This is a genomic window from Lishizhenia tianjinensis, from assembly GCF_900116425.1.
Lineage (GTDB): Bacteria > Bacteroidota > Bacteroidia > Flavobacteriales_D > Crocinitomicaceae > Lishizhenia > Lishizhenia tianjinensis.
The window spans coordinates 195,125-216,006 of the sequence record NZ_FPAS01000003.1 but is presented as its reverse complement, the minus strand read 5'-3'; the positions used below and the strand labels follow the sequence as shown (position 1 = coordinate 216,006).

24 protein-coding genes are annotated in these 20,882 nt (G+C 36.6%); 8 read left to right on the top strand and 16 right to left on the bottom strand.

Features of this window, described 5'->3' with window-relative positions; genetic code table 11:
• Window positions 1-2: 2 nt before the first annotated feature.
• From BM327_RS10715 to BM327_RS10640, 16 genes are all read right to left on the bottom strand, one after another.
• A complete protein-coding gene (locus BM327_RS10715; protein WP_090249299.1) occupies window positions 3-4,661 on the bottom strand; it encodes a strawberry notch C-terminal domain-containing protein in 4,659 nt (1,552 codons plus the stop codon).
• On the bottom strand, window positions 4,654-4,866 hold the full coding sequence (locus BM327_RS10710; RefSeq protein ID WP_139230339.1) for a hypothetical protein: 213 nt from the start codon (window positions 4,864-4,866) through the stop codon (window positions 4,654-4,656). Before BM327_RS10710 ends, BM327_RS10715 begins: the two co-directional genes overlap by 8 nt.
• Window positions 4,859-5,542 (bottom strand): hypothetical protein, encoded by a 684-nt coding sequence (locus BM327_RS10705; protein ID WP_090249294.1) that lies wholly within the window; start codon window positions 5,540-5,542, stop codon window positions 4,859-4,861. The genes BM327_RS10710 and BM327_RS10705 overlap by 8 nt, the downstream gene beginning before the upstream one ends.
• Window positions 5,539-6,456, bottom strand: a complete 918-nt coding sequence (locus tag BM327_RS10700; RefSeq protein ID WP_139230338.1) for a peptidoglycan-binding domain-containing protein — start codon at window positions 6,454-6,456, stop codon at window positions 5,539-5,541. Before BM327_RS10700 ends, BM327_RS10705 begins: the two co-directional genes overlap by 4 nt.
• Window positions 6,457-6,476: 20 nt before the next feature.
• Entirely contained in the window at window positions 6,477-7,229 is a 753-nt protein-coding gene (locus tag BM327_RS10695; RefSeq protein WP_090249288.1) for a hypothetical protein, read from the bottom strand.
• A gap of 18 nt (window positions 7,230-7,247) precedes the next feature.
• A complete protein-coding gene (locus BM327_RS10690) occupies window positions 7,248-7,430 on the bottom strand; it encodes a hypothetical protein (protein ID WP_090249286.1) in 183 nt (60 codons plus the stop codon).
• Window positions 7,417-8,175, bottom strand: coding sequence for a hypothetical protein (locus BM327_RS10685; protein WP_090249284.1), 759 nt, complete (start codon window positions 8,173-8,175; stop codon window positions 7,417-7,419). The genes BM327_RS10690 and BM327_RS10685 overlap by 14 nt, the downstream gene beginning before the upstream one ends.
• Window position 8,176: 1 nt before the next feature.
• Window positions 8,177-8,503 (bottom strand): hypothetical protein, encoded by a 327-nt coding sequence (locus tag BM327_RS10680; protein ID WP_090249282.1) that lies wholly within the window; start codon window positions 8,501-8,503, stop codon window positions 8,177-8,179.
• The gene (locus BM327_RS10675; RefSeq protein ID WP_090249280.1) at window positions 8,500-9,018 is read right to left on the bottom strand and encodes a hypothetical protein; all 519 of its coding nucleotides are present in this window, start codon (window positions 9,016-9,018) and stop codon (window positions 8,500-8,502) included. The genes BM327_RS10680 and BM327_RS10675 overlap by 4 nt, the downstream gene beginning before the upstream one ends.
• Window positions 9,011-9,406 carry a hypothetical protein gene (locus tag BM327_RS10670; protein ID WP_090249278.1) on the bottom strand — a complete coding sequence of 132 codons (396 nt, stop codon included), beginning with the start codon at window positions 9,404-9,406 and terminating at the stop codon, window positions 9,011-9,013. The genes BM327_RS10675 and BM327_RS10670 overlap by 8 nt, the downstream gene beginning before the upstream one ends.
• 99 nt (window positions 9,407-9,505) lie before the next feature.
• Window positions 9,506-10,216, bottom strand: coding sequence for a hypothetical protein (locus BM327_RS10665; RefSeq protein WP_090249276.1), 711 nt, complete (start codon window positions 10,214-10,216; stop codon window positions 9,506-9,508).
• Between the two features lie 50 nt (window positions 10,217-10,266).
• Window positions 10,267-10,896 carry a hypothetical protein gene (locus tag BM327_RS10660; RefSeq protein WP_090249274.1) on the bottom strand — a complete coding sequence of 210 codons (630 nt, stop codon included), beginning with the start codon at window positions 10,894-10,896 and terminating at the stop codon, window positions 10,267-10,269.
• 29 nt (window positions 10,897-10,925) lie between these two features.
• Window positions 10,926-12,698 (bottom strand): hypothetical protein, encoded by a 1,773-nt coding sequence (locus BM327_RS10655; protein ID WP_090249272.1) that lies wholly within the window; start codon window positions 12,696-12,698, stop codon window positions 10,926-10,928.
• Window positions 12,695-13,201: a hypothetical protein gene (locus BM327_RS10650; protein WP_090249270.1), complete on the bottom strand. Its 507-nt coding sequence runs from the start codon at window positions 13,199-13,201 to the stop codon at window positions 12,695-12,697. Before BM327_RS10650 ends, BM327_RS10655 begins: the two co-directional genes overlap by 4 nt.
• 4 nt (window positions 13,202-13,205) lie before the next feature.
• Window positions 13,206-13,397, bottom strand: coding sequence for a hypothetical protein (locus BM327_RS10645; protein WP_090249268.1), 192 nt, complete (start codon window positions 13,395-13,397; stop codon window positions 13,206-13,208).
• A gap of 135 nt (window positions 13,398-13,532) precedes the next feature.
• The gene (locus tag BM327_RS10640) at window positions 13,533-13,853 is read right to left on the bottom strand and encodes a hypothetical protein (protein WP_090249266.1); all 321 of its coding nucleotides are present in this window, start codon (window positions 13,851-13,853) and stop codon (window positions 13,533-13,535) included.
• 464 nt (window positions 13,854-14,317) lie between these two features.
• Here BM327_RS10640 and BM327_RS10630 point away from each other — a divergent pair, with 464 nt between their 5' ends.
• From BM327_RS10630 to BM327_RS10595, 8 genes are all read left to right on the top strand, one after another.
• A complete protein-coding gene (locus BM327_RS10630) occupies window positions 14,318-14,542 on the top strand; it encodes a hypothetical protein (RefSeq protein WP_139230337.1) in 225 nt (74 codons plus the stop codon).
• A 156-nt stretch (window positions 14,543-14,698) separates the two neighbouring features.
• Window positions 14,699-14,860, top strand: coding sequence for a hypothetical protein (locus BM327_RS15885; protein WP_170853741.1), 162 nt, complete (start codon window positions 14,699-14,701; stop codon window positions 14,858-14,860).
• A gap of 508 nt (window positions 14,861-15,368) precedes the next feature.
• Window positions 15,369-15,581 carry a helix-turn-helix transcriptional regulator gene (locus BM327_RS10620; protein ID WP_090249259.1) on the top strand — a complete coding sequence of 71 codons (213 nt, stop codon included), beginning with the start codon at window positions 15,369-15,371 and terminating at the stop codon, window positions 15,579-15,581.
• Window positions 15,568-16,506, top strand: a complete 939-nt coding sequence (locus BM327_RS10615) for a DNA-methyltransferase (RefSeq protein WP_090249896.1) — start codon at window positions 15,568-15,570, stop codon at window positions 16,504-16,506. The genes BM327_RS10620 and BM327_RS10615 overlap by 14 nt, the downstream gene beginning before the upstream one ends.
• The gene (locus tag BM327_RS10610; RefSeq protein WP_090249257.1) at window positions 16,494-19,256 is read left to right on the top strand and encodes an N-6 DNA methylase; all 2,763 of its coding nucleotides are present in this window, start codon (window positions 16,494-16,496) and stop codon (window positions 19,254-19,256) included. The genes BM327_RS10615 and BM327_RS10610 overlap by 13 nt, the downstream gene beginning before the upstream one ends.
• 1 nt (window position 19,257) lies before the next feature.
• Window positions 19,258-20,211 carry a hypothetical protein gene (locus BM327_RS10605; RefSeq protein WP_090249255.1) on the top strand — a complete coding sequence of 318 codons (954 nt, stop codon included), beginning with the start codon at window positions 19,258-19,260 and terminating at the stop codon, window positions 20,209-20,211.
• A 3-nt stretch (window positions 20,212-20,214) separates the two neighbouring features.
• Window positions 20,215-20,496 carry a restriction system modified-DNA reader domain-containing protein gene (locus tag BM327_RS10600; protein ID WP_090249252.1) on the top strand — a complete coding sequence of 94 codons (282 nt, stop codon included), beginning with the start codon at window positions 20,215-20,217 and terminating at the stop codon, window positions 20,494-20,496.
• A complete protein-coding gene (locus tag BM327_RS10595) occupies window positions 20,493-20,855 on the top strand; it encodes a hypothetical protein (protein WP_090249250.1) in 363 nt (120 codons plus the stop codon). Before BM327_RS10600 ends, BM327_RS10595 begins: the two co-directional genes overlap by 4 nt.
• Window positions 20,856-20,882 lie beyond the last annotated feature (27 nt).

Below are 20,882 nucleotides of genomic sequence, written 5' to 3'. Positions count from 1 at the left end.
TTTTAAAAGGATAATAACTCTAGTTCTAGTTCAAGGGCTTCTGCTTCAAGCTCAAGCAATCGTGCATCAATTTTCAATTCTTTTTCAGGTGGCGGAGGTGTAATTTTGGCTCTACGCTTAATTTTTGTCACAGTTAATCCAACACTATCTATCTGGCTTTGATTTAATGAGGTTGTAACTCCAAGCTGTTCTTGCAAAACATTCAAAAATGCTTCAAGATCATTTTCTTCAACATAGCTTGTCATTTGATCTCCCACCTTTTCAAAATTGTTTGAGCGCACGAGTTTCAATAAGGATTCATTCAAATAGATGTCCGCTCCTTTCTTTCTGGATGCAGGTACGCTAACTCTGAAAGATCCATCATACATTTTGAATATTGCTAAGTTGTGACTACCGTATGTTGCAGCACCATTTGTCATTGATCGAATAATCTTAAAAGCTTTGGCTATTGGAACTATTACACGTCCTTTAGTCTCCGTATCTGGCGACCAATGTTCAGGCATTAGAATTCCTTTCTTGACCTCATTTTTATTGGTTGTGTAACTCACCAACTTTCCTTTAAAGTCTGAAAACGCCTGAAGAATATTCCCTGTGACGATATAGCGGATTGATCGGTCTTTTGAATCCTCTAAAATTGTTTCTTCCCATTCTTTAGCCAGATCTTCTAATCGGGTATCATAATTCCCTACACTCGCACCTTTGATCGCATTAATGTCTTTTCCATAACTAGCAGGTATCGCCAAGTATTTTTGACTGGAAGCAATAGCAAATTTTAATTTGATTGCACTTGGCGCATAAGGATTGTTTCTCTTCTTATCTATCTGAAAACCTACGAATACAGCCAATTGATTTTGGGTTGTGCCGTCAAATGAAGGTACAGGATAAAGCAATCGTTTACCAACTTTGAAGTATTTAAAAAGCCCACGGATATATTGCTTTTTATTGGCTGTTACTTTCTCCTCATCTCGTAGTCTCTTATCTTGAGCTTGGCGTAATTCAGCTGTTCTTTCTTCTATTAATCGTTGTGCAGCCTGTGGATCAGAGTCTAGTAGCTTTATGACTTTCTTTTCACTAGGTACATTGTTGATCAGAGAATGATATTTATCTGAGATTTCATTGATTGTTAATTGGAGTTTTTCAGCCATGAATCGCTCATAATCATCAATCATTCGATCCATTATATCTTCGGCTGTTCTACCCTCTAAAGATTGTAGAACCATATTCTTCATTTCCTCTGCCTTGAATGGTTTTTTCAAAACATTGGCGTAAACCTTTTCCAGAATACTATCCTCTCCAAAGCTTGAATTACCTCCTTTACCGATTTTAATAATAGTAGATGAAATAAGCTCCGCTTGTAAATCCAGTTGCTCTACTTCCAAATCATAATCACCAGATTGCTTCAAGTACTCAACCATTGTATCGTAACGATCTTTGATGTCCTTGTAAAAATCCTCTTGCATTTGTGTTGAAAGCACAGCTACACGTCCAGAAACTTTATGTGCAGCTCCATCTTTGATTTCGTTTCCTGTTCCAAGCTTTAAAGGATCTCCTAAAAGCTCATTTACCTCTGGATTTTCCATCAGATATTCAACAACTACTTTGTCTCCGTACTTATTTAAAAAGTCTGGAACATCTAAAATACTGTTGCTCTGTTTTTGATTGGATGAAGTATTCGCATCCAAACTTTTAAGCTTCTTTTGAAGCATCATCATTAAACGTTGTTCGGCAGGAATGGCAGAATTTACGTAATCATAAATTGGTTTAAGAATCTGACCAGTACGATTAATTCGACCTCTTTTCTGAACTTCTGTATTAATGTCAAGTTCTGGTTGCAGAACAATCATAACCCGTTGTCTCACTTCATCTGCTGAAACTTTATCTGTTACGATTGCATGGGCTGAAGCTCCTGTACTACCAGATTGATTAATGAGTAAAACATCAACTTCATTGTTATTGAACTCTCTGAAAGCATCATTGGTGTTGACTTTCTTTCGTGGTTCAATCACTCCCATACCTGATTGTAAGTTGAGCTGAAGTTGTAGTTTTCTTCCTGTTACTTCCGCAACTGAATAACCTGCTTTTTGAATTTTCTGGATTATGACATCAATCGGAGAAATTGTAATTCCCGTTGCTATCTTCTTGATGTTTTCTGCAATTCTAAAGTATTCCTCTTGTGCATCAATTGATAGTTCGGCAATATCAAATTTTGCATACGACTTAGAGCCATCAGGTTCAGTAACAGTATAGCGCATAACACCTTCAAGTCCTTTTTCCAAAACGATTGAAAAGTCTGCTTTTACTGTATCTCCATGATTTACTGGCATTCCGTTTTGATCTTCCATTTGCTCAATGAAACTACCCATAGTACTAGCGAATGCTATAATTGGCTTTTTGCCCTCTTTTAATCGTGCAATGGCTTTTTCAGCAACCGCTTCTGCTTTGATGGAGAAAAGCATTTGATTAATCACATTGAATACTTTTGAAAAGTATGGTTGGTTATCAACTCCTGCTTGGTTTGTTCCCTCTCTTAAATCAACTTCTTTTCCCTCGGCTGCTGCTATTTCATCCAACTCATCAACTCGATTGTCAATATGATTAGTTTGAAAAGCGATAATATCTCGAACAATGTTTGTGATATTGTCGGCTATTGCTTTATGCTCATTGGCTTTATCTGTAAGTGTTATGTAGTTTACTTCGATTCCCTCATAGGTTCTTTCTCTTCTTATCATTTGACCTTCAGCCACCAATTGACTGGCTAACACTTCCTGCAATGCAACTCCACCTTTGTTGATCGAATCTACCAAGTCTTCTTTTGACATATTCGCTTCTGAAATAGCCGTTTTCATAGCATAGATGGGCATATTGTCTGGTCGCTTAGCGAATGTTGCCGATAAAAACACAGCACCAGAAGTTCTAGCCAATACACCTTGCATGAAAATTCCTGTATTGGATGACCCGCTAGAATTATGACTTTCATCCATTATGATGATGCTGTTTTTAGCAATGGATAATAGGAATTGTGGTTTTTGAGGTTTCTTTTGTGGTGAGTTGAATTGAGAATAAGTAGCTACAACAAAATCGTATTCACTTGGAATTTTTCGATCTTCAAAAATTTGATCTTGTTCTGGTTTTGATAACGCTTCATACACTACATTTCCATTCTCATCTTTGATTTGAGTTTTACTAGCTCTAGCATTAACTATAAACGGCTTTAAATGAGCTGAACCAATAGCTGATAGATCTCTGTAGATGTCCGAAAACAGATTGGATTTCTCGGTAAGAAAAATGGGCATTATGCCCTGATGAACCGCATAGCGAATAATAGATGCAGCCACTCGACCTTTACCAATACCTGTTTGATCTCCAATTATTACTGCTTGGTTAAGTGCTTCAATATTATAAACTGCCATTCCAACTGCATCAATTTGTTCGGCAGAAAGTGATCGACACAATTCGGCTTTTGTATTGTAGCCTAGACGGTGACGAACGAAATTATCTATGTCCCCTCCAACATCTTCTTTAATTCTTGAAATGGCTTGGTGCATTTCAAACTCCATAGCATCTGGAACTTGCGTATCTAGAATAACACAAGAATCGGATGCAGGAACATACGGTGCGCCCAATTCTTGTGCTAACAATTGACTTTCAAGCTCCAGAGCTTCTAACTCAAGCTTACTTAACTGGTTATTTTTATTTGGAAAGTGCATACTAATTCTGTTATAGAGTTCATCAAATGATTTAACTACTGTGGCTTGATCGGTAGTTTTGAGAGGAGCAACTCCGCTTTGTTGCTTATTCACTCCGTTGATTAGGATTAATCGAGTGTTGAATGAAGTACCTTGACGTGAATACAAACTGCTTCCATCAATTAGAATCACATCATCTATGTTGTAATGCTTGTAGAGATAATTGAAGAAGATTCTGTTTTTCCCTTTTTGGATTCGACCTCTTTCATCCCAAACGGTATGACCACCAACAATTATTGCTGCTCTACCATTAGTCTTCATAGTCTGCAATGCTAGGATTGCCATGTGATGATCGAGTTCACGGATTAAAAATCCATTGTGATCCGCAGCTTTACTTAATCTTCCAAAAGGAGGATTGGTAATTACGGCATCAAACTTTCTAGCGAACCTGTGAAACTCCTGACTTGCATCTAATGCGTAAGTACCATTGTAACCTTGGCTTTTTAGATTTCTTCTTCTAATTGGGTCAATCTCATTTACAGTTACTTTGGATGGTCTGGTAGCAATGGTTAGTAGTCCATTTCCTGCTGATGGTTCAAACAATGTCTTTTCTCCATCATCTATCCCACAATAAAGTCCCATTAAATAACCAATTGGCGCAGGCGTTGAGTATTGTTGTAATAACACACTCATACTGGTTCTAAAGGATAAATTGGTTTGAATGGAATATAGATCTACTATGTTCTGGTATTTATCAAAAGGACTATCATTTGAAAGGGAGATGGAGCGAGCTACTTCAACAATGGCTTGTTCAGTTAACTCTTTCACTTTTGTCTTATCGATAATACCAAAAGACTTAGCTATGCTTTCCGTTTTTGGTCTGGATAGCTTTTGTTCTTTCAGTAAGGCTTCTTTGATTTTATTGACAAATTCTCGCTCCGCTTTTGAAATGATATGTTCTCTTGATTTACTCATCTTTACATTCGTCCACCATTCCAGTCAATACCTTGACTTGGGTTTTTAACTCTTTGTTTTCTTTTTCTAATCGTTCGATTACTACTTTTGAATCTGGTTCGGAATAGATCTCTCTCAATACTCCGAAATAGAATCCCAGACTACCAAGAAAACCAATAACTGAAAGGATAAAGGTTAACTTGCTATATGATATTTTCTTACTCATTGTCTTCATTTGTTACAAGGAAATATCCTCCTAAAAGGATGCTGATTAATACTGAACCTATTGTGATCTTTTTGAGCTTACTTCTAAACTCCATGCGCTTATCAATAAGCGTGTAGGTAAACTTGTTACCGTACAGTTTTCTGTGAACTTCACAGAGCTTCATAAAGAAGTTGAAGTCATTGGCATTCTTGAAAACTTGGCAACCTGCCGAATGGTTATCTACTGTGTATGTTTCTCCCGTTTTTCTGGCTCTGTGAATGTTAATTCCAAACATTCCAGTTTCTTCTTTACCATTATTAAAATCAAGAAGTGAATCTCTGTCATAGTCTCTAATTACCGTGACTTTTCCGTTTCGTTGACAAAGTGCGTAATACTTGTTTCTATGCTTGTCAATTCGATACACATCCACATATTGACCTGCTTTAAGAATTGCAGTTCCTTTTGGGTTCATTGGATTCTTCAACCAATAAGTACCCGGATCTGTAGTTATCTTAAAAACCAGATATGCCCATTTTGGTCTTCCTGATTGAGCAATGTTTGTGAAAACGTGTAGTTCGTCATCAAATGAATTTGGCTTTTCGCTGTTCGCACGAAATGCCCAGATATTTAATCGGTAAGGTTCTTCATATAGAACAAAACCTCTGTCTTTTGCAATTTGTCTTACTTGTGCTATCATTGTGCGTATCTTATTTGATTAGTATTCACGAATAATCTTCTGCCGTCAAGCGTTTCAAATTCAGTCACGCCATTGTTTGCATCTAAGTATTCGCCCAGAATTGTGTCCTTTGGAACTTGCAGCTTGTGACCTGCATCATTCCACACATAGGTTGGTTGGATAGTTACCAATTGATCTATTACACCTAGAAAACCTGATAATGACCATTTAGATCCGTCATACTTCAATCCAATTCGATAGAAATGTTCGTTGATTTTCTTTCTATTAGATGCTAGTTTAAATGCGTCAAGAAGTGCTGTTACAATGGTTTTGCTTACCCATCCAATTTTGGTTTGCTTGAAGATTGTGCTAACCTCTTTGTAGTGGTTTACATCTCGAATTTTTCGCAAAGCAGGTAAAACAATTCCACCATCTTTGGCTGCTATTCCTTTGTGTAACTTATTTGAGATGGCTGAAGCCGTATCATCTGCCAATACATCTGGCACACTAGAAGATCCTGAACTTGAACCAGAACTAAGTACAATACTTGTGAAAGTGTCTGAATCAACTGATGTTGGAAGACCTTTTGAGATTAAGGCATTGACTGTTTCTGATCCGAAAAATCCATCTGCGCCCCATTTTGGGAGAATGGAAGCTCCGTACTTTTTGATGAGTGCCTTTTGCAAACTTGTTACTAGCGTTCCTTTACTACCTTTTTTGAGTGGAAAACCACTACTGCTAGATCCTGAACTACTCGGTTTTGATGGTAATGATGTTGTTGTTGGCAATGGCAATGTGTTGTTATTGATTGCCGATTCAAAATCACGTTGGGTATTGGCTTGCTTTTTCTTTCTTTGTTGATAGAAGATATACGCCCCAGTACCAACTGCTACCACACCCAGACCGATTAAAATATATTTCGTTTTCTTTTCCATTATCTTGTCTTTTTGAGTGTTTAACTTTTTGGTTTCTTCTTGATTTTTTCTCGCCAATCCATTGTCCAGTCAAGGTCTCCATCTAAATCATCTGCTAGAGAAGTACCATACATATTGGCATAAACCTGTGCTGTTTCGTTGAAAGCTTTTTGAGTTGGGATTTCACTAAACACAGCTAAGACCGCATCTTCGTCTGTTCCCCAGAAAAGCCCTAACCAAGCGTAGTCTAATGCGCTGTACAATCGTTTTGCCCAACCATGCGGATCATAAATTGGTGATCCAGCATCTTTCGCCTTTTGAGGTTTAGCCTGAACAATGGCAAGCATTTCATTGAATTCACTTGTTTTCAACTCGCTGGTCATGTCTTCAATGAGGTTTGCTCCTTTGTACAGTTTTCGATAGGATGTTTGAACCTTTTGAAAGTCCTCCTGTGATGGTATTGCTCTCAACACTTGTCGAACTGCGACCTCATCCGTTCCCCACCAACCGTCATTGTCAAAAGCATTTTTAAGTTGCTTTGCCCAAGTCGCATGATCCTTAGATCCAAAACTGTTGTTCTCCTCTTTGTTAGCTATGGCTTCTCGTACTTGATTTGATGCGAACTTTATTGCAATTACAGCTACAACTGAAATACCTAGAACAATTGCCAATGAAGTAATGGCGTGACGTTGTTTATCCGTCAAGCTGTTCCACCATGAACGCTTTTCCTGATCCAACACAATTTGTGTGGTGGGCTGCTGTTGTTGTGGCTGTATCATTACTTCATTTTTCATTGCTCTGAATTTTGATGATTAGGAAACTCCTAAGTAGTGTTTGGCAAACTCCACCTTGGCAGGATCTTCTTTGACCACTTTTGCCAATGCTTTGATTGTGTCAGTTGATAAATAGGCTGCTAAAACCGCTAAACCATTTACTTTTTCGGTTGCTTCTTTTTTGCTGCCCGAAATGCTAATTGTGAACTTATGCTTCTCCATTTTGCTTGATTTTATGATTAACTAATTCTGTGAATTCCTTTCTGAGTTCTGGGTAAGCCGTGAATATTTCCCACGTCTTTAATGCTTTCTCCAGTTCTTTTTCGGAGTATTCATTTTTCATTTTCTGATAATGCTTATCCGCTTTTGTTTCTGGTTCTGATTCAACCTCCACTTCAACTTCTGGCGCACCATGAACAGTAGGATTTATTGCTCCTGATTTGTTAGCATTGAACTGACCGTAAATCTCCATTCCTTGTTTTATCAGATCCTTGATGTCGATCTGCTTGTCGTCCAGTTCTGCCTGAAGTGTTTTGAATTGCTTGAGCTTTTTGGATTTTCGTTTCAACTCTTTTTTCAAAAGGTCGATTTCCGTTTCCATTTTTTGCTTTTCCAAAGCTTCTTTGATTCGCTGCTCCACATCCTTTGCAGGTACACCACTTAATGCCGTTTGATTGGTATGGAAAATATGTCTGTTGCAATTTGGGGATCTACCGAAGTGCAATCGAATTTCAACTTGCTGTGTATTCGGTTCCATGTATTGATGGTAGTTGTCAAAAAGCTCAATGTTGTCGTTCTTCGCTACTACCATTTCCCCGTCCACAAAAATTGAGTAGAACTTACATCCTCCTTGTTCATGAATCCCTTTAATAATTCCTTTCAGCCGATTGATACGCTGAATGTTGTATGGTTCATTAAACACTTTACCCGTCTTTTTGGGGTTCTTATTTTCAAATATTTCTTCCATCTTATTTCAATTTTATGTTCGGTATTACCTGAATGATTTTGACCTGCAAGTAGCGTTTGGTTTCTTGGTTGATAATCCATGTTTTCCCTCGGTGGATATATTGCATTTCATTGATGCGGTTATCTCTTAAATTGAAGATCCCTGCCTTGGAATACATCTTGACATATTCATCTGGCTTAACTAGAATCAAGAGTTCGTTTTCTGCATCCAATTCAATCTTACTAGCAGGTGGAATTTGAAAATGTCTTAACCGTATGAGGTAGTTATCTCCAACTCCCAACTCTTTCATTTTGCGCTCGGCAATCTCTATGGCTAATCCTTCTGTCATACCTCAAGTGTTAAGTAGATTTTTAATTCGTAGAAGTCTGCTAAACCAGTCCCAAATCGGTCAACATAATAGCCCTCCAAAACTTGCGTATCTGGCTCTGCCGTCAGATTAAATTCTTGATGTTGTTTGCCATTAATCCAGAATAGACCTCCACCAAAATCCCCTGGACTTTTGTGTAAGTGAATGGACTGATTAAACAGCTTATCACTTTGTCTAATAATCTGGGTGTAGAACACATCTCTGCACTCTGATAGTCTCATCCATAGCCAGCCAATTTCTTTGTTGTAGTCTATTGATCTTGCTAGTGGTTTGATTGGAAAAACTGGACGAATTAAAAGCTTTTCAACTGGCTGTAAATCTTCAATTACATCTCCAACAACTTGTCTTTTCTCGGCAGGATTTGCAGTTGCCCATATCGACAATATTTGATTGACATTTGATGGCAGCTTAACTTGAAATTGTAGCTTTTCTCCTTGTCTTTTGACACGAACGATATGTACAATTCGCTTAATCATTATTGCAATCAACTTTTGAAAAGGTGTAGATGGTTACTCGGTAAGGAGTGAACTTGGCTAAAGGGTGATCTTGATCTTTAAACCAGATCTCAACACGTCCATTCCCTGTTTCAATTTTCCCAACCTTGATCATTCGATCATTAGGGGAAACATTAACCCCTGACATGAGTAGTCGGCTTTCAAATTCTTCAGGAAACAACTCTTGGTCATTCACTTGAATTTTTTGCGTTCCACGATAGAAAAGTAGATCATCTCTATCTGACGTTAACCCAATACCAATAAGGAAATTGGCGTTCTTATCCAGTTCAAATTCGCCTTTAAAAACTTGGTTCGGACTGGTGATTTTTAGGTCAAAACGTTCCTTTATGATGTTATGCTTGTAACTCATTTCAATTGATTTTATATGTGCTTAATGATTTGTTTTTTAGTCTGGCAGGCTGTGGCTAAAGAGGGATGCCACAGCTACCAAACTTACCTTGGCAAGAAATCAAGGAGTGGTTCCAGTACCGTCTAATCCAATGTAGAGGTATTGTTCGTTGTTGGGGATGTTGAACATAGTTCCCAATTCAACTGTAAATTCAATCAACTCTTCATCTCTGATTAATCTCGGATTGTCCAACTTGTAGTAGCCTAAAGGCACTGTTGTATCATTGTCCGTGATGAACCTTCTGATAGATTGGTTCTCTGGTACAATTTGTTTTCTATTTGCTTTCAAGCTGAATTCGCCATTTGCAATTGCAGGCACTCTACTAACACTTCCAAAATTGATTGCCTTTATTGATTCCTTGTCCTGTGGATCTGGAATTTTCCCTGTCAAAAGAATAATTCCACTCACTAAGAAAACCATGTTCTTAGGCAACTTTGCATTGGAGATATTTCTCACAGCAACTTCTTTGTCGTCTTGTGGCTCAAACATTTTGATCGTTTTTGAAGTGATCAGTTTGGTTGAGTAAATTGTGTAATCCGCAAGTCTTACACCTCCTTTGAGTAATTCTCCTTTTACGTGCTTTGGAAGCTGTTTGAAGAATTTTTCCATTTCGCCACGTGATCTTCTTGAACTGTGGACTTGTCCTGCAATTCTTTTGATAAACATTGCTTTTTTTACTGGAGACATCCCTTGGGTTGCTCTTTCCAGTTCGCCAATTCCAAACAACTCTCCAACGTTGTTGTATTCGCTATTCATTACATCATCTGTCATAACATTTGATTTTGTTCCCGAACAATCGGGATGGTTAATACTCGTTTTGTTTATATGTGACTTAAATCGGGATCTTCCTCAATCATTGCGAATGAGTACTCTTCTGGATTTTCGTAATCATATCCGCCTGATAACTCTTCAAAGTCATCTTCTTGGTTCATCTCATATTGAATGGCTTCTCTGCGGTTATTTGTTTCGTAGATCTCTAAAGGAGAAAGATCAATTGATCCGACTGCTTGGTCATCCGATATTGGTGCATCTTCTTTTTTCTTGAAAATCTTGTTCAAGTAAAAGGCAGTAAACACTTCATCTTTGAATTGCGTAAGCCTTGTTTTGGCTTTGGTTTGCTCTCCTGCAAGTGTGAATCCATTTACTGCTTGAGCTGCTGCAATATTTTGATGTTCGATTGCTTTCCCAATTCCGTAGGCAATGGTTGCACCTCCTGCGATTCTGAGAACTCCTGTGTCCTCATCAAAGTAATGGCTACCTGCCATAAGTAAGATTCCTACTGGAAGAGCTGCTCGACCTGTTGTTGCGCCAATACCTGCGCCAAGTGTAGCTCCGACAACCAAGTCCACTAGGGTTTTTAATCCTGTGTTGGCAATGTTGCCTTTGGTTTTCTTGGCTTTATACTTCTCAAGCATAGAGCCAGATTTATTGCTATTTTTCTTCTTTTTCATTTGACTTATTTTTAGCGATTAAACATTAATTAAAGCAGCTCCACCTTTCTTACAGAGGTTGACCGTTTAACTGGTTTTTTTCTGCGTCTGGTTGGCTTTTTTCGCACAGGCTTTTTCCTAGCAGGAGTCTTGCGCTTTTTAGCCGTTGTGGGTTTACTTTTTGTCTTCTTCTTTTTTGGAACTCCTGCTAATCCCTTTTTCTTCTTGGCAGCTCTTACTGCTAGAATAGTTCCTCCAACAACTGCCGTTGCAATTCCTGCGGTCAGCAAAGGATGTTCTTTGATCCATCCAACAACACCTTTCTTTTCATCTGGCTTATCTTCTGGTGTAACTTCTGCACTTCTAGTGAATGAAGCTTCATCATCATACATGGCAGGATCGAATGTTTGATCTTCTGGAATTGAGGGATCGACAATTGGTGCTGTTGCCTGAGTGGTCGGATCTGTTACATTGCTGTTTCTGTTCTTGAAGTTGTTTACCAAATTCTTAAAATTGAAACGTCTGGTTTTTTCCTCTTCGGCAGCCGTATTGTCTTGTACTATTTCTTGGTCTGCCTGTGGCGAACCAGACTTGAATAGGCTTCCTAGCTTTTTAATTAAAGCTGCAAGTGTTCCAATTACTCCTGAAGCTGCTGCTATGGCTGAAGCCGTTGCAACTGCGCCCAATCCATTTACTCCAGATTCTCCAACTTCATCTTCAAAGAGTTCGTCTCCAAGAATGGTTCTTAAATCCTGATCGTCATGTACTGGATAGATGATCTCTCCAAGTCCATTTAAGGTTACTCTTCGGTCTCTATTTCCTTTACCTGATAGGATGGCTTTTTTCAGGTTTTCTGTTTTTCCACCTGCTCCAAAAAAGATCTTTTCCATCTTCTCACGAATTCGCTTCAACTGGTTGAATTTGTTCAAGTCCATGTTGTTTTGGCGAGCTTGACTGTCTGACCAATAAGCAAATCTTAATTTACTTGCTACGTTCATTACATTCAATTTCATACTTGCCAAAACTCCTGCACGAAGAAGTGCTGTGGCAGGATTGAATTTGTTAATCACATTCAGTCCTTTTTTCAATCGCTCTTTTAATGGAGGGCGGTTCGCTTTCTTTTCTGCTCTCTTAGCCTTTCTTTTGGCTTTTCGGGCTTGCCTTTCAGCTCTACCTTCTAAACCTTCCAGTTCGACTATTCCTTGAGCATCAATTGGAAAGTCATTTTCGAGGATCTCATCAATTTCTGTGAACTGATCGAATTCGGCATCCTCGTCAAAACCGTTTAAATACTCTAAATCCATTTTGATGTCTTTTTTAGCGGAATACGGCACTTCACGGTTGAACTTGTGAACCACAGCATCCAAGATTAATACTCCGTTCTTTGTGTATGCAATTGGGTACACGTGTTCAAATTCAGGTGACTGATACTTGGTTAATCGAAACGCAAATGGAATTCCCAGATTCGTTAAGATTGAGCCAATAAACACGCTCATACAATCGCAATCCACGCCCTCCTTTCTGTCTTGCCAAACTCTGGATGGTCTGCGAACTTGTTCTTTCCCCATTTCATCCTTTGTGTATTGCAAATGATTGAAACAGAAATTCCAGATGTTTGAACAAGTCTGTTTTTCAGTAGATGCTTTCAGGTATTCGGCAATGGTCGCTGTATCTTCAAGCGTTGTTGCCGTTATCTGTTTCATCAACTTGAGTGTATCTTCAAGGTTTGCAGCTTTTTTGATGAGCTGCGTTTTCCCCTCTGGAATTGGAAACATTGCGTTGAATTGATCTCCGCCTTTGATATGTCTCTTTCCTGCTTTCATAGTGATACACTTGTTTTCTCTTGGTAGGGATAATCTCCTGCCATTGTGAATAATTGAGTGAAAGTCTCTATGTCGATTTTCACTTTGTCTGCTGGGTCATTGCTTTGCAAACGGGTTAATAGTTGTGGACTAATAGCCACTACACTCAACCATGGCACTAGAATTTTAGTAGTGATATTCCCTGTCTCTGCGAAAGCGTTCATAATGATTCTGCCCTTTGCGTCCTTGACCGAAGAAGGAATTTCCACTTCTTGCATTGTGCTACTTGCTAGTAATTGACCTCCTGATGAAAGTTTGATTAATGGTGGGGTCATTTTGATCGTTGCTCTGGTCGGATTCTGAATATTGTAATGAATCCTAATGCTGATCCCTTGAGCTGTTATTTGATCTCGTTGCCCTGATACTTTAATCACAACTTTTTCGCCTGCTCTTTTTAAAGAGAGTAAGTATCGGATACCTAAGAATGATCCTAAACCAATTGCTATGTATTTCAAATTCTTCATTAGGCTACCCTTTTATCTTCTTGATCTTTTTTTTTATTGATTCTACTTGATCGTTCAGCTTCATTGAAATGCGTTGAACCTTGTCGTTTAACTTCTCGACCTTTTTTGCTACCTCCTTAAAATCTCCATGAAAGTCTTTTATGAAGTACAGGCAGATCGCTACCAGTATCGAGTTTATGATGAGTAATGCTTCCATAACTTTTGCTTTTGTTTCTTCAAAGTTCCGCAGGTTTATTTGCTTTCATTTTCAAATGGTTGTATCCAGTCACGCTTTATTCTGCTTTATTCTGAATAGTTGTATTCAGTAGTGTTTGGTCGTGTTTAGTCTTGTTTAATTCAGGAAAATTTGATTGAAGTCAGACTCAATTCGCATGACCGTTTTGCGCTCAATTAATCGGCTGATCTTAGCCAGATGAACGGCTACATCTCTTCCAAGTGATAGTTCTATTCTTTTCAGAATAGCATTGAAGATTTGTCGTAGCTTGGTCTCACAGACTTGATATTCTTGAGCCAATTCAGCAAAGGTTTTCTCTTTAACTATTCGCTGCAATAGGAGCTTGATTTGGATGTCTCTTAATTCCCCCCACAATTCTGGATCACTCTTTATCCATAGTGCCAGAAATACATTGATGTCTGATTTATCTATTCTCATGGCTATAAATTTTTAGCGATATGGATTGAGGTAGGAAACGATCTCGGAATAATCCAGTTCGTAGTAATCGCAATACTCCTTTACCGTTAGCATTTTGCTCTTTTTTCCAAGAGCATCTCTTACCGTTCTGTGATCTCTACGACAAACCTCTATTGAGTATCCTGTGATGATTTGAATGTCTTTAGTAGAGATTAACTTGCTTCCTTTTAACTCATTCATATCGTTCGTTTTTACAAATTTCAGAAGGTTATAAGCGGTGGACGACAACCTAAGGGGGGTACGTGGGGGGGACTAGTACCTGCTTTTTTTTTGAAAAAAGTGAGCTTTTTGACTTGTTGCCTGTACTAATAATTGTTAAAAACACTCCGAATACGCTATAAATCAAGCCAAACAATAAATTGTATGTGTCAAAATGAGATTTTTTGCGTTATATATCTGTTATACCGCTAAACTTCAAATAATTAATGAGTCCTGTCCGATTATATTCACCAAGCGAATTAATGGAGCTTTACCCACAAGCTGCAAAGCTTGGATGGACACCAACTAAAATCGGAATATTCTTTAGGGCAGGCTTGTTAGTGGGCTTTGTGGGAGGAAAGGAAAACAAAGCAATGATAACGGAACAAAGCTTTTTAAAGCTCATAGATTTTGTAAATGACGTAAACCGTGATCGCCACATCAACACTTAGAATCAAAAATAATATATGGATAAAAACAATTTACTCAGATGTTTCAGGAATTGCAATGAAATATCCGTACCTTTAGAATCTAATGACAATCAAAACGATAGGATGTTTCTCACAGTCAAACAAATATTTGAAACATATCCTTTCCTAAAGTCAGAAATGAACTGGACGGAAGACGATATCGTAGTGTTTTATGAGAGCAAACTTTTGATTGGTCAGTTCTGCAAAACAGAGGAAGATCCAAAGGTTCTTTTGATAGAAAAGGTCAGTTTAGAAAACCTGATAGACTATCATAGAAGTTTAAATTCAGCCGAAAACTAAAATATTGTTGATAATGAAATCTCGCTTTTAGCGGGATTTTTTTTTGCTATACTTTTCCTAGCAAACTCCGTCATACTTCATCAAACTCTATCAAACTTCATCAATAAAAAAGCTATTCAAAAGTAAGATTATACCATTGTTCGGCTATCATCTCTACATCTGGTACGCTAAAAACCTTTTTAACCTCGGCTTTAATATCAGTCAAATCTTCTGGTTTTTCGGAATATCGTTCATTCAGTTACACAAACACACGCACCTTTAAACGCCCGAACTCTGTGCCATCAAGAAACTTTGTTATATCGATATTCTTCTTCATTAAAGGACAAAAATAGATGTTGAGTTTAATTTTTTCTAATGATTCAAACTAAAATTTAATTTTTTCATAGTACGTAAGAAGATTACGTCGTACTGATTTAATTTTAAAAAAGTTTAAATAAAAATATATGATAATATCGGTTGTTTTCTGCTTGCAGATTAGTATATTGTCAAACGTTCTTAAAATGACAATATGAACCGAATAAAAGAGGTGTTGCAAGAAAAAGGTATTAAACAGGTTTGGCTATCTGAGAAGCTCAACAAAAGTTTCAGCATGGTTAACGAATACTGTAATAATCGCAGACAACCAAGTTTAGAATTGCTGTATGAAATAGCTAAGTTATTAAAGGTTGATGTTAATGAATTACTTATCTCTACCGAAGAATATGAAAATGAAAAAAATTGAAGAATTATTGAACAAGATACATCAAGGAGATTGCTTGAAAGTTATGAAATCAATACCTGACAATAGTATTGACATGGTTTTATGTGATCTTCCTTATGGTACTACTCAGAATAAATGGGACAGTGTTATCCCTCTTAATAAACTTTGGAAAGATTATAACAGAATTGTTAAACCTAATGGAGCAATTGTTTTGACTTCTCAAGGAATATTCACCGCAAAACTAATTTTGAGCAACGAGAAAATGTTCAAATACAAAATCGTTTGGGAAAAATCTAAACCAACCAATTTTCTTAATGCCAAAAAACAACCTCTCCGTAAACATGAGGATGTTTGCATATTCTATAAAAAGCAACCTTTATATGTACCTCAAATGAAAGATGGAACACCATACAACAAAGGAGTTCGTAAGAATCAATTATCAGGAAGTTATGGTGATTTTAAACCTGTTGAAGTTAAAAGTGAAGGTAAAAGATATCCTACCGATATTATTTATTTCAAAACAGCTGAATCGGAAGGAGAAGTGTATCATCCAACTCAAAAACCTGTAGAGCTGGGAAGATATTTTATACGAACGTTTACAAAGAAAAATGATATTGTGCTTGACAATACCTGTGGAAGTGGGAGTTTTATGGTAGCAGCAGTTTTAGAGGATAGGAATTTTATCGGTATAGAATTGAATGAGGGTTCGGTTCAGTTCAAAAATAAGGAAACAGATTTCATAAAAGTATGCAATCAAAGAATTGACTGGGCGAAGAAAGAAAGAATCAGAATGCGTTTGGAGGAGGTTTTACTCGAATCAAATAAGAAACCGAGCAAAAAAAGACTCAAAGAAATTAATGATAACATTGATGAACTATCAGTTTCTAAGTTAAATCAAATTGAAGTAGATAATTATTTAATCCAAGAATTAGAATGCCAGTTGTAAATTATAATGAACGAAGCTGGGCGATTGACGTTATCTCCCATATTAATGTTTATTTATCCAATAGAGATAAAAGGATAAAAGGGGCAGGAGGAGAAAATACAATAAAGAATAATAGATCAAGCTTATTCCCAGATGTTTTATTGTTTGGAGATAAAAATCAAGGGGAGATAATACAGGGGTGGGAATTAAAAATGCCTGATACGGCAATAAATGACAGTGAATTAATATCAAATGCCATACTTAAAGCTAATATCCTTAAACTGGATAGTTTTGTACTCTGGAATGTTAAATCCGCTGTTCTATATGTAAGATCTGAAGTCGATTCGGATGACTTTGAAATTTTATATAGTTGGGATGACATAAGAATCAACAATCGTTCTGAAGTAAAGGATAATGAACAAATTTGGAAGGAACTTCTTGATAATATTTTAGAAACTCTATTTAGTTATTTTGAGTCAGGACGTATAATGGGGAGAATTGCAGCAGAAGTTCTTTCCTTAACTTCAGTTATTGACATTATACTAGAAAACACTGATGCAACAGCCCAAGAATTAATCAACGGATCAAGATCTAATAACATTCTTAACGCTCAGATCAATACTTGGTGGAGGTCTTCATCCAATGAATATCCTGCATATACTTCAGAAGATAAATATAAGGTACTTGCAAAAGTGGTTTTAACCGATTGGGTGATTAAAATAGTATTTGGTCATATCATCAAAAACTATTTTGATGAAGCGAAAAGAATTGATTTAATTGATTTCAATACAGATGTCAGCGAGGCAATAGATTTATTAAAAGAAATTACAGATTCTTGTAATTTCTGGAATATTTTCAGCATCAATATAGGGCAAGAAAATATTTCGACAACTGCTTGGAATCAAATCATTCAATTAAATACTTTTTTATTAGAACTTAACATTGCTGGAATAGATGTTAAAATATTGCATGATATACTTCAGACTTCTATAAATAATGCAAAACGTAGAATTGCAGGTCAATTTTCAACACCTGTTAAGCTTGCAGAGTTATTAGCTCGAATAACAATCACAGATAAAACTAAATCAGTTTTAGATCCTTGTTGTGGAACAGGAACTATCATTGCATCAGCTGCTAAGATAAAAACAGAAGTTGGTATCGTTGATGATGAGGTCATTAACACAATTTGGGCTTCTGATAAATATGCCTTTCCAATTCAGTTGGCGACTCTGTCCTTAAGTAAACCTGAAAATTTTGGTAAAATTCTTAAAATATTCAGAAAGGATGTAATTGAACTGTCTGTTGGTGAAAATATTAACTTTAAAGATCCGAATAATGGTCAAAATGTTACAATTCCATTTACTCGAGTCGGTTATGTAATATCTAACTTACCATTCATTCAGCAAGAGGATATAAGACACCTTAATCCAGATATTGCTCAAATAAATAATTGGATTTCAAATCAAGTTGAAACAGACCTTAGTTTACCCGGTAGAAGCGATATTTACACATATATCCCTTTTTATCTTTATAATATTTTGGAAGATGAAGGTCAAATCGGTTTGATCCTATCCAATGCGTGGTTAGGAACAAATTATGGTGCTGACTTTATTCAATTACTTCAATATTTCTATGAACTAAAACATATTGTAATATCAGCAAATGGAAAATGGTTTGAAAATGCTGATGTCGTTACAACCTTATTAATAGCCGAGAAACGAGTACATCCAAGTACTGTTTTATCAACTTCTGCTATTGGTTTTCATAGGCTAGAAGAATCTTTAAATTCTATAGATGATGTTAGTGCTGTTGCTGACGATATCCTTCTCAAAAACAATAGTGATATTGTTTCTTCAGTTTCTTATACAAACGAGCGTATTCTCCAACTAAAAGAACTAGGTCTATCATGGAGTTCTTTATTTGTCGACCTGAATTGGATTTTAAATATTCAAGATAGGTTTATACCAGTGAACGAAATATTTGATATAGCAAGAGGAGAGCGTCGTGGTTGGAATCCGATGTTTTATCCTGCGGCAGGGCATGGAATCGAACCAGATTATATAAGACCAGTCTTAAAGAATCTAAGAGGGGCTCAAGCTAGAGGATTAAGTTGCAGACCAAACAAAGAAGCTTTTTGTTGTTCCGAAGATATAAGCACCTTAGAAGCTCTTAATCATAATGGAGCACTGAATTGGATTAGAAGCTTTGAAAATTTAACAAACACAAATGGACGACCTCTTACAGAGGTGTTACAAAGAACTGGTTCTAGGTGGTACGAGATGAGAGCTGAAACAATGGCAGATTTTGTTGCCAATATAAATTACGATAAAAGTCTTTTCATATCTAGACTAGAAAACAGAGCGTTTGTTGACCAAAGGTTAATTCGCTTTTCACTTCTTGAAAATAAATCTGAAGCTGAAATGATTCTAATACATGCATTGCTTAATAGTATTATGAGTATGTTCTTTATTGAGTCACTTGGATTTGGAAGAGGGCTTGGAGCATTAGACCTAAGCAAAGACAAAATTGAAGAAAACTTTAGGATTCTCTCTCCTGAATTGCTGGATGAAGAGTCCAGTCAAGCAATCATTGATTCATTCCAACCTCTACTTAACAGAGAAAGATTTCCCCTTGATATTGAATTGCAACAAGAAGATCGAGTTAACTTCGAACGCACAGTGTTTAGTGCTTTTAACATTGAGGAGTATATGGAGACAGTGACTGAATCTTTAACCCAACTTTTTAATATTAGGCAAGCAGTAACAGATTAATATGATTAAAAAACCACAATTAGCTAGTTGTGAAAACCGCGAGAAATTACCGCGCACAAATTCATTTTGTGGCAATCCAGAGGATTGGTTCGTCACTAGTATTCTTGGTCATTTCAATCTTCGTGCTCTTACTTTTGACTTCTTTGTTGATTGGAGTAAATCTCCTATTACTTTGACTAAAGAGTTTTGGTTAAAGGGAATAAGTGAGAGTTCAATTAATACAAATTTCAACCTAGCAGACATTCCTCAAGAATTAAACAACGCTTATGGCGAAAGCTTTGTAGAAACATATACTAAATTTTGTGAAAATTATTCTATCATTCCATACGCAATAATTTTTGATGATTCCAATAATTGGAGTGATGAAAAATCAAATTTATTACTTGTCAGGTTCTCATCTGGTTCAAACAATAAAATTGAATATGAAACAACTATTATTAGCATAAATGAACTAAAGGAGAAAATACAAAATAACTCTGGGGGTTCGATTAGTATAGGATCAAAAGGTTTGTACTACGGAACATCACGGTTGGAATGCTTTCTTTCAACTTCTAATAGCCTTTATCCTGGAGATGCAGATTTGCTTCTTGTTGATGATGAAGGAAGGGCAAAGTGTATAATTGAATTCAAAAAACACAACTTAAGCTCTGACATAAGTTATCAAAAAATCTCCAATTATTACCCAAAACCAGATGGAAGAAAATATGATCGGTTAGAAGTTTTAAGAGATTATTTATCGAAAGAAGAAAATATTCCTTTGATAATAATTTACTATCCAACGAATACTAAAGAAAAGTATGGAGTTATTGAAGTTATCCATGGTTGCACAGGAGCATTGAAAAAAATGGGATCAAGAAAATTTGATTTACCTTCTATTGACAGTATAAATCAAATTAAACAAACTATAGAGGTTGTGCTCAAAGGAATTGAATATTACAAAAAAAATATTACTTGAATTATGGCAGAAATTACAATTGAAGATTTAATCAAAAATGATTTGCTACAACCTTCGACAGATCTCTATAAAGTTAAGACTGGGGAGAAACTTGGGAAACTGAATGAAAATGGAACAATTACCGTTGTGTCTGATGGAGTTGAAAAAACTTATGAGTATCCAAGTGGAGCAGCGAGATGGATTGAGAAACTAAGTCTCAACGGTTGGACATATTGGGGTATAAAAAAGGGACAGGAAATAGTATCACTCAACGAATTAAGAGAAAAACTAAAATCAACTATATGAAACTAACGACATGGGAAAAATTTGTATGCTCACTTATTTCCGTAAATAAATGGGATATTTCAAATACACTAAAGAATTTAGATGAAATGAAATCACAAGAGTTATTTGATGTTCAAAAATTGGAAAACCTTGACGTAATCGAAATTGGCAATAAACTGAAGAGGGGTGGATACGATAGAGGATCACTTACATATATGATCGCAGAACGACTTCAAGAAGCATCAAGTAAGATAAATCAAGAAGGCTTAACAAGATGTGAGAAAATATTGTCAAATGATACTAACGAGTCTAGAGAGTTTTTAAGAGGATTCAAAGGCTTTGGTCCGAAGACTATTGAAGTGTTTTATAATCTTAAGTAATGGATAGTCTTCCTCTTAATCTTACGT

Bases quoted from the DNA above. Each gene is read 5' to 3' on its own strand.
- BM327_RS10715 (WP_090249299.1), bottom strand. From the start codon at position 4,661: ATGAGTAAATCAAGAGAACATATCATTTCAAAAGCGGAGCGAGAATTT.
- BM327_RS10710 (WP_139230339.1), bottom strand. From the start codon at position 4,866: ATGAGTAAGAAAATATCATATAGCAAGTTAACCTTTATCCTTTCAGTT.
- BM327_RS10705 (WP_090249294.1), bottom strand. From the start codon at position 5,542: ATGATAGCACAAGTAAGACAAATTGCAAAAGACAGAGGTTTTGTTCTA.
- BM327_RS10700 (WP_139230338.1), bottom strand. From the start codon at position 6,456: ATGGAAAAGAAAACGAAATATATTTTAATCGGTCTGGGTGTGGTAGCA.
- BM327_RS10695 (WP_090249288.1), bottom strand. From the start codon at position 7,229: ATGAAAAATGAAGTAATGATACAGCCACAACAACAGCAGCCCACCACA.
- BM327_RS10690 (WP_090249286.1), bottom strand. From the start codon at position 7,430: ATGGAGAAGCATAAGTTCACAATTAGCATTTCGGGCAGCAAAAAAGAA.
- BM327_RS10685 (WP_090249284.1), bottom strand. From the start codon at position 8,175: ATGGAAGAAATATTTGAAAATAAGAACCCCAAAAAGACGGGTAAAGTG.
- BM327_RS10680 (WP_090249282.1), bottom strand. From the start codon at position 8,503: ATGACAGAAGGATTAGCCATAGAGATTGCCGAGCGCAAAATGAAAGAG.
- BM327_RS10675 (WP_090249280.1), bottom strand. From the start codon at position 9,018: ATGATTAAGCGAATTGTACATATCGTTCGTGTCAAAAGACAAGGAGAA.
- BM327_RS10670 (WP_090249278.1), bottom strand. From the start codon at position 9,406: ATGAGTTACAAGCATAACATCATAAAGGAACGTTTTGACCTAAAAATC.
- BM327_RS10665 (WP_090249276.1), bottom strand. From the start codon at position 10,216: ATGACAGATGATGTAATGAATAGCGAATACAACAACGTTGGAGAGTTG.
- BM327_RS10660 (WP_090249274.1), bottom strand. From the start codon at position 10,896: ATGAAAAAGAAGAAAAATAGCAATAAATCTGGCTCTATGCTTGAGAAG.
- BM327_RS10655 (WP_090249272.1), bottom strand. From the start codon at position 12,698: ATGAAAGCAGGAAAGAGACATATCAAAGGCGGAGATCAATTCAACGCA.
- BM327_RS10650 (WP_090249270.1), bottom strand. From the start codon at position 13,201: ATGAAGAATTTGAAATACATAGCAATTGGTTTAGGATCATTCTTAGGT.
- BM327_RS10645 (WP_090249268.1), bottom strand. From the start codon at position 13,397: ATGGAAGCATTACTCATCATAAACTCGATACTGGTAGCGATCTGCCTG.
- BM327_RS10640 (WP_090249266.1), bottom strand. From the start codon at position 13,853: ATGAGAATAGATAAATCAGACATCAATGTATTTCTGGCACTATGGATA.
- BM327_RS10630 (WP_139230337.1), top strand. From the start codon at position 14,318: ATGAGTCCTGTCCGATTATATTCACCAAGCGAATTAATGGAGCTTTAC.
- BM327_RS15885 (WP_170853741.1), top strand. From the start codon at position 14,699: ATGAACTGGACGGAAGACGATATCGTAGTGTTTTATGAGAGCAAACTT.
- BM327_RS10620 (WP_090249259.1), top strand. From the start codon at position 15,369: ATGAACCGAATAAAAGAGGTGTTGCAAGAAAAAGGTATTAAACAGGTT.
- BM327_RS10615 (WP_090249896.1), top strand. From the start codon at position 15,568: ATGAAAAAAATTGAAGAATTATTGAACAAGATACATCAAGGAGATTGC.
- BM327_RS10610 (WP_090249257.1), top strand. From the start codon at position 16,494: ATGCCAGTTGTAAATTATAATGAACGAAGCTGGGCGATTGACGTTATC.
- BM327_RS10605 (WP_090249255.1), top strand. From the start codon at position 19,258: ATGATTAAAAAACCACAATTAGCTAGTTGTGAAAACCGCGAGAAATTA.
- BM327_RS10600 (WP_090249252.1), top strand. From the start codon at position 20,215: ATGGCAGAAATTACAATTGAAGATTTAATCAAAAATGATTTGCTACAA.
- BM327_RS10595 (WP_090249250.1), top strand. From the start codon at position 20,493: ATGAAACTAACGACATGGGAAAAATTTGTATGCTCACTTATTTCCGTA.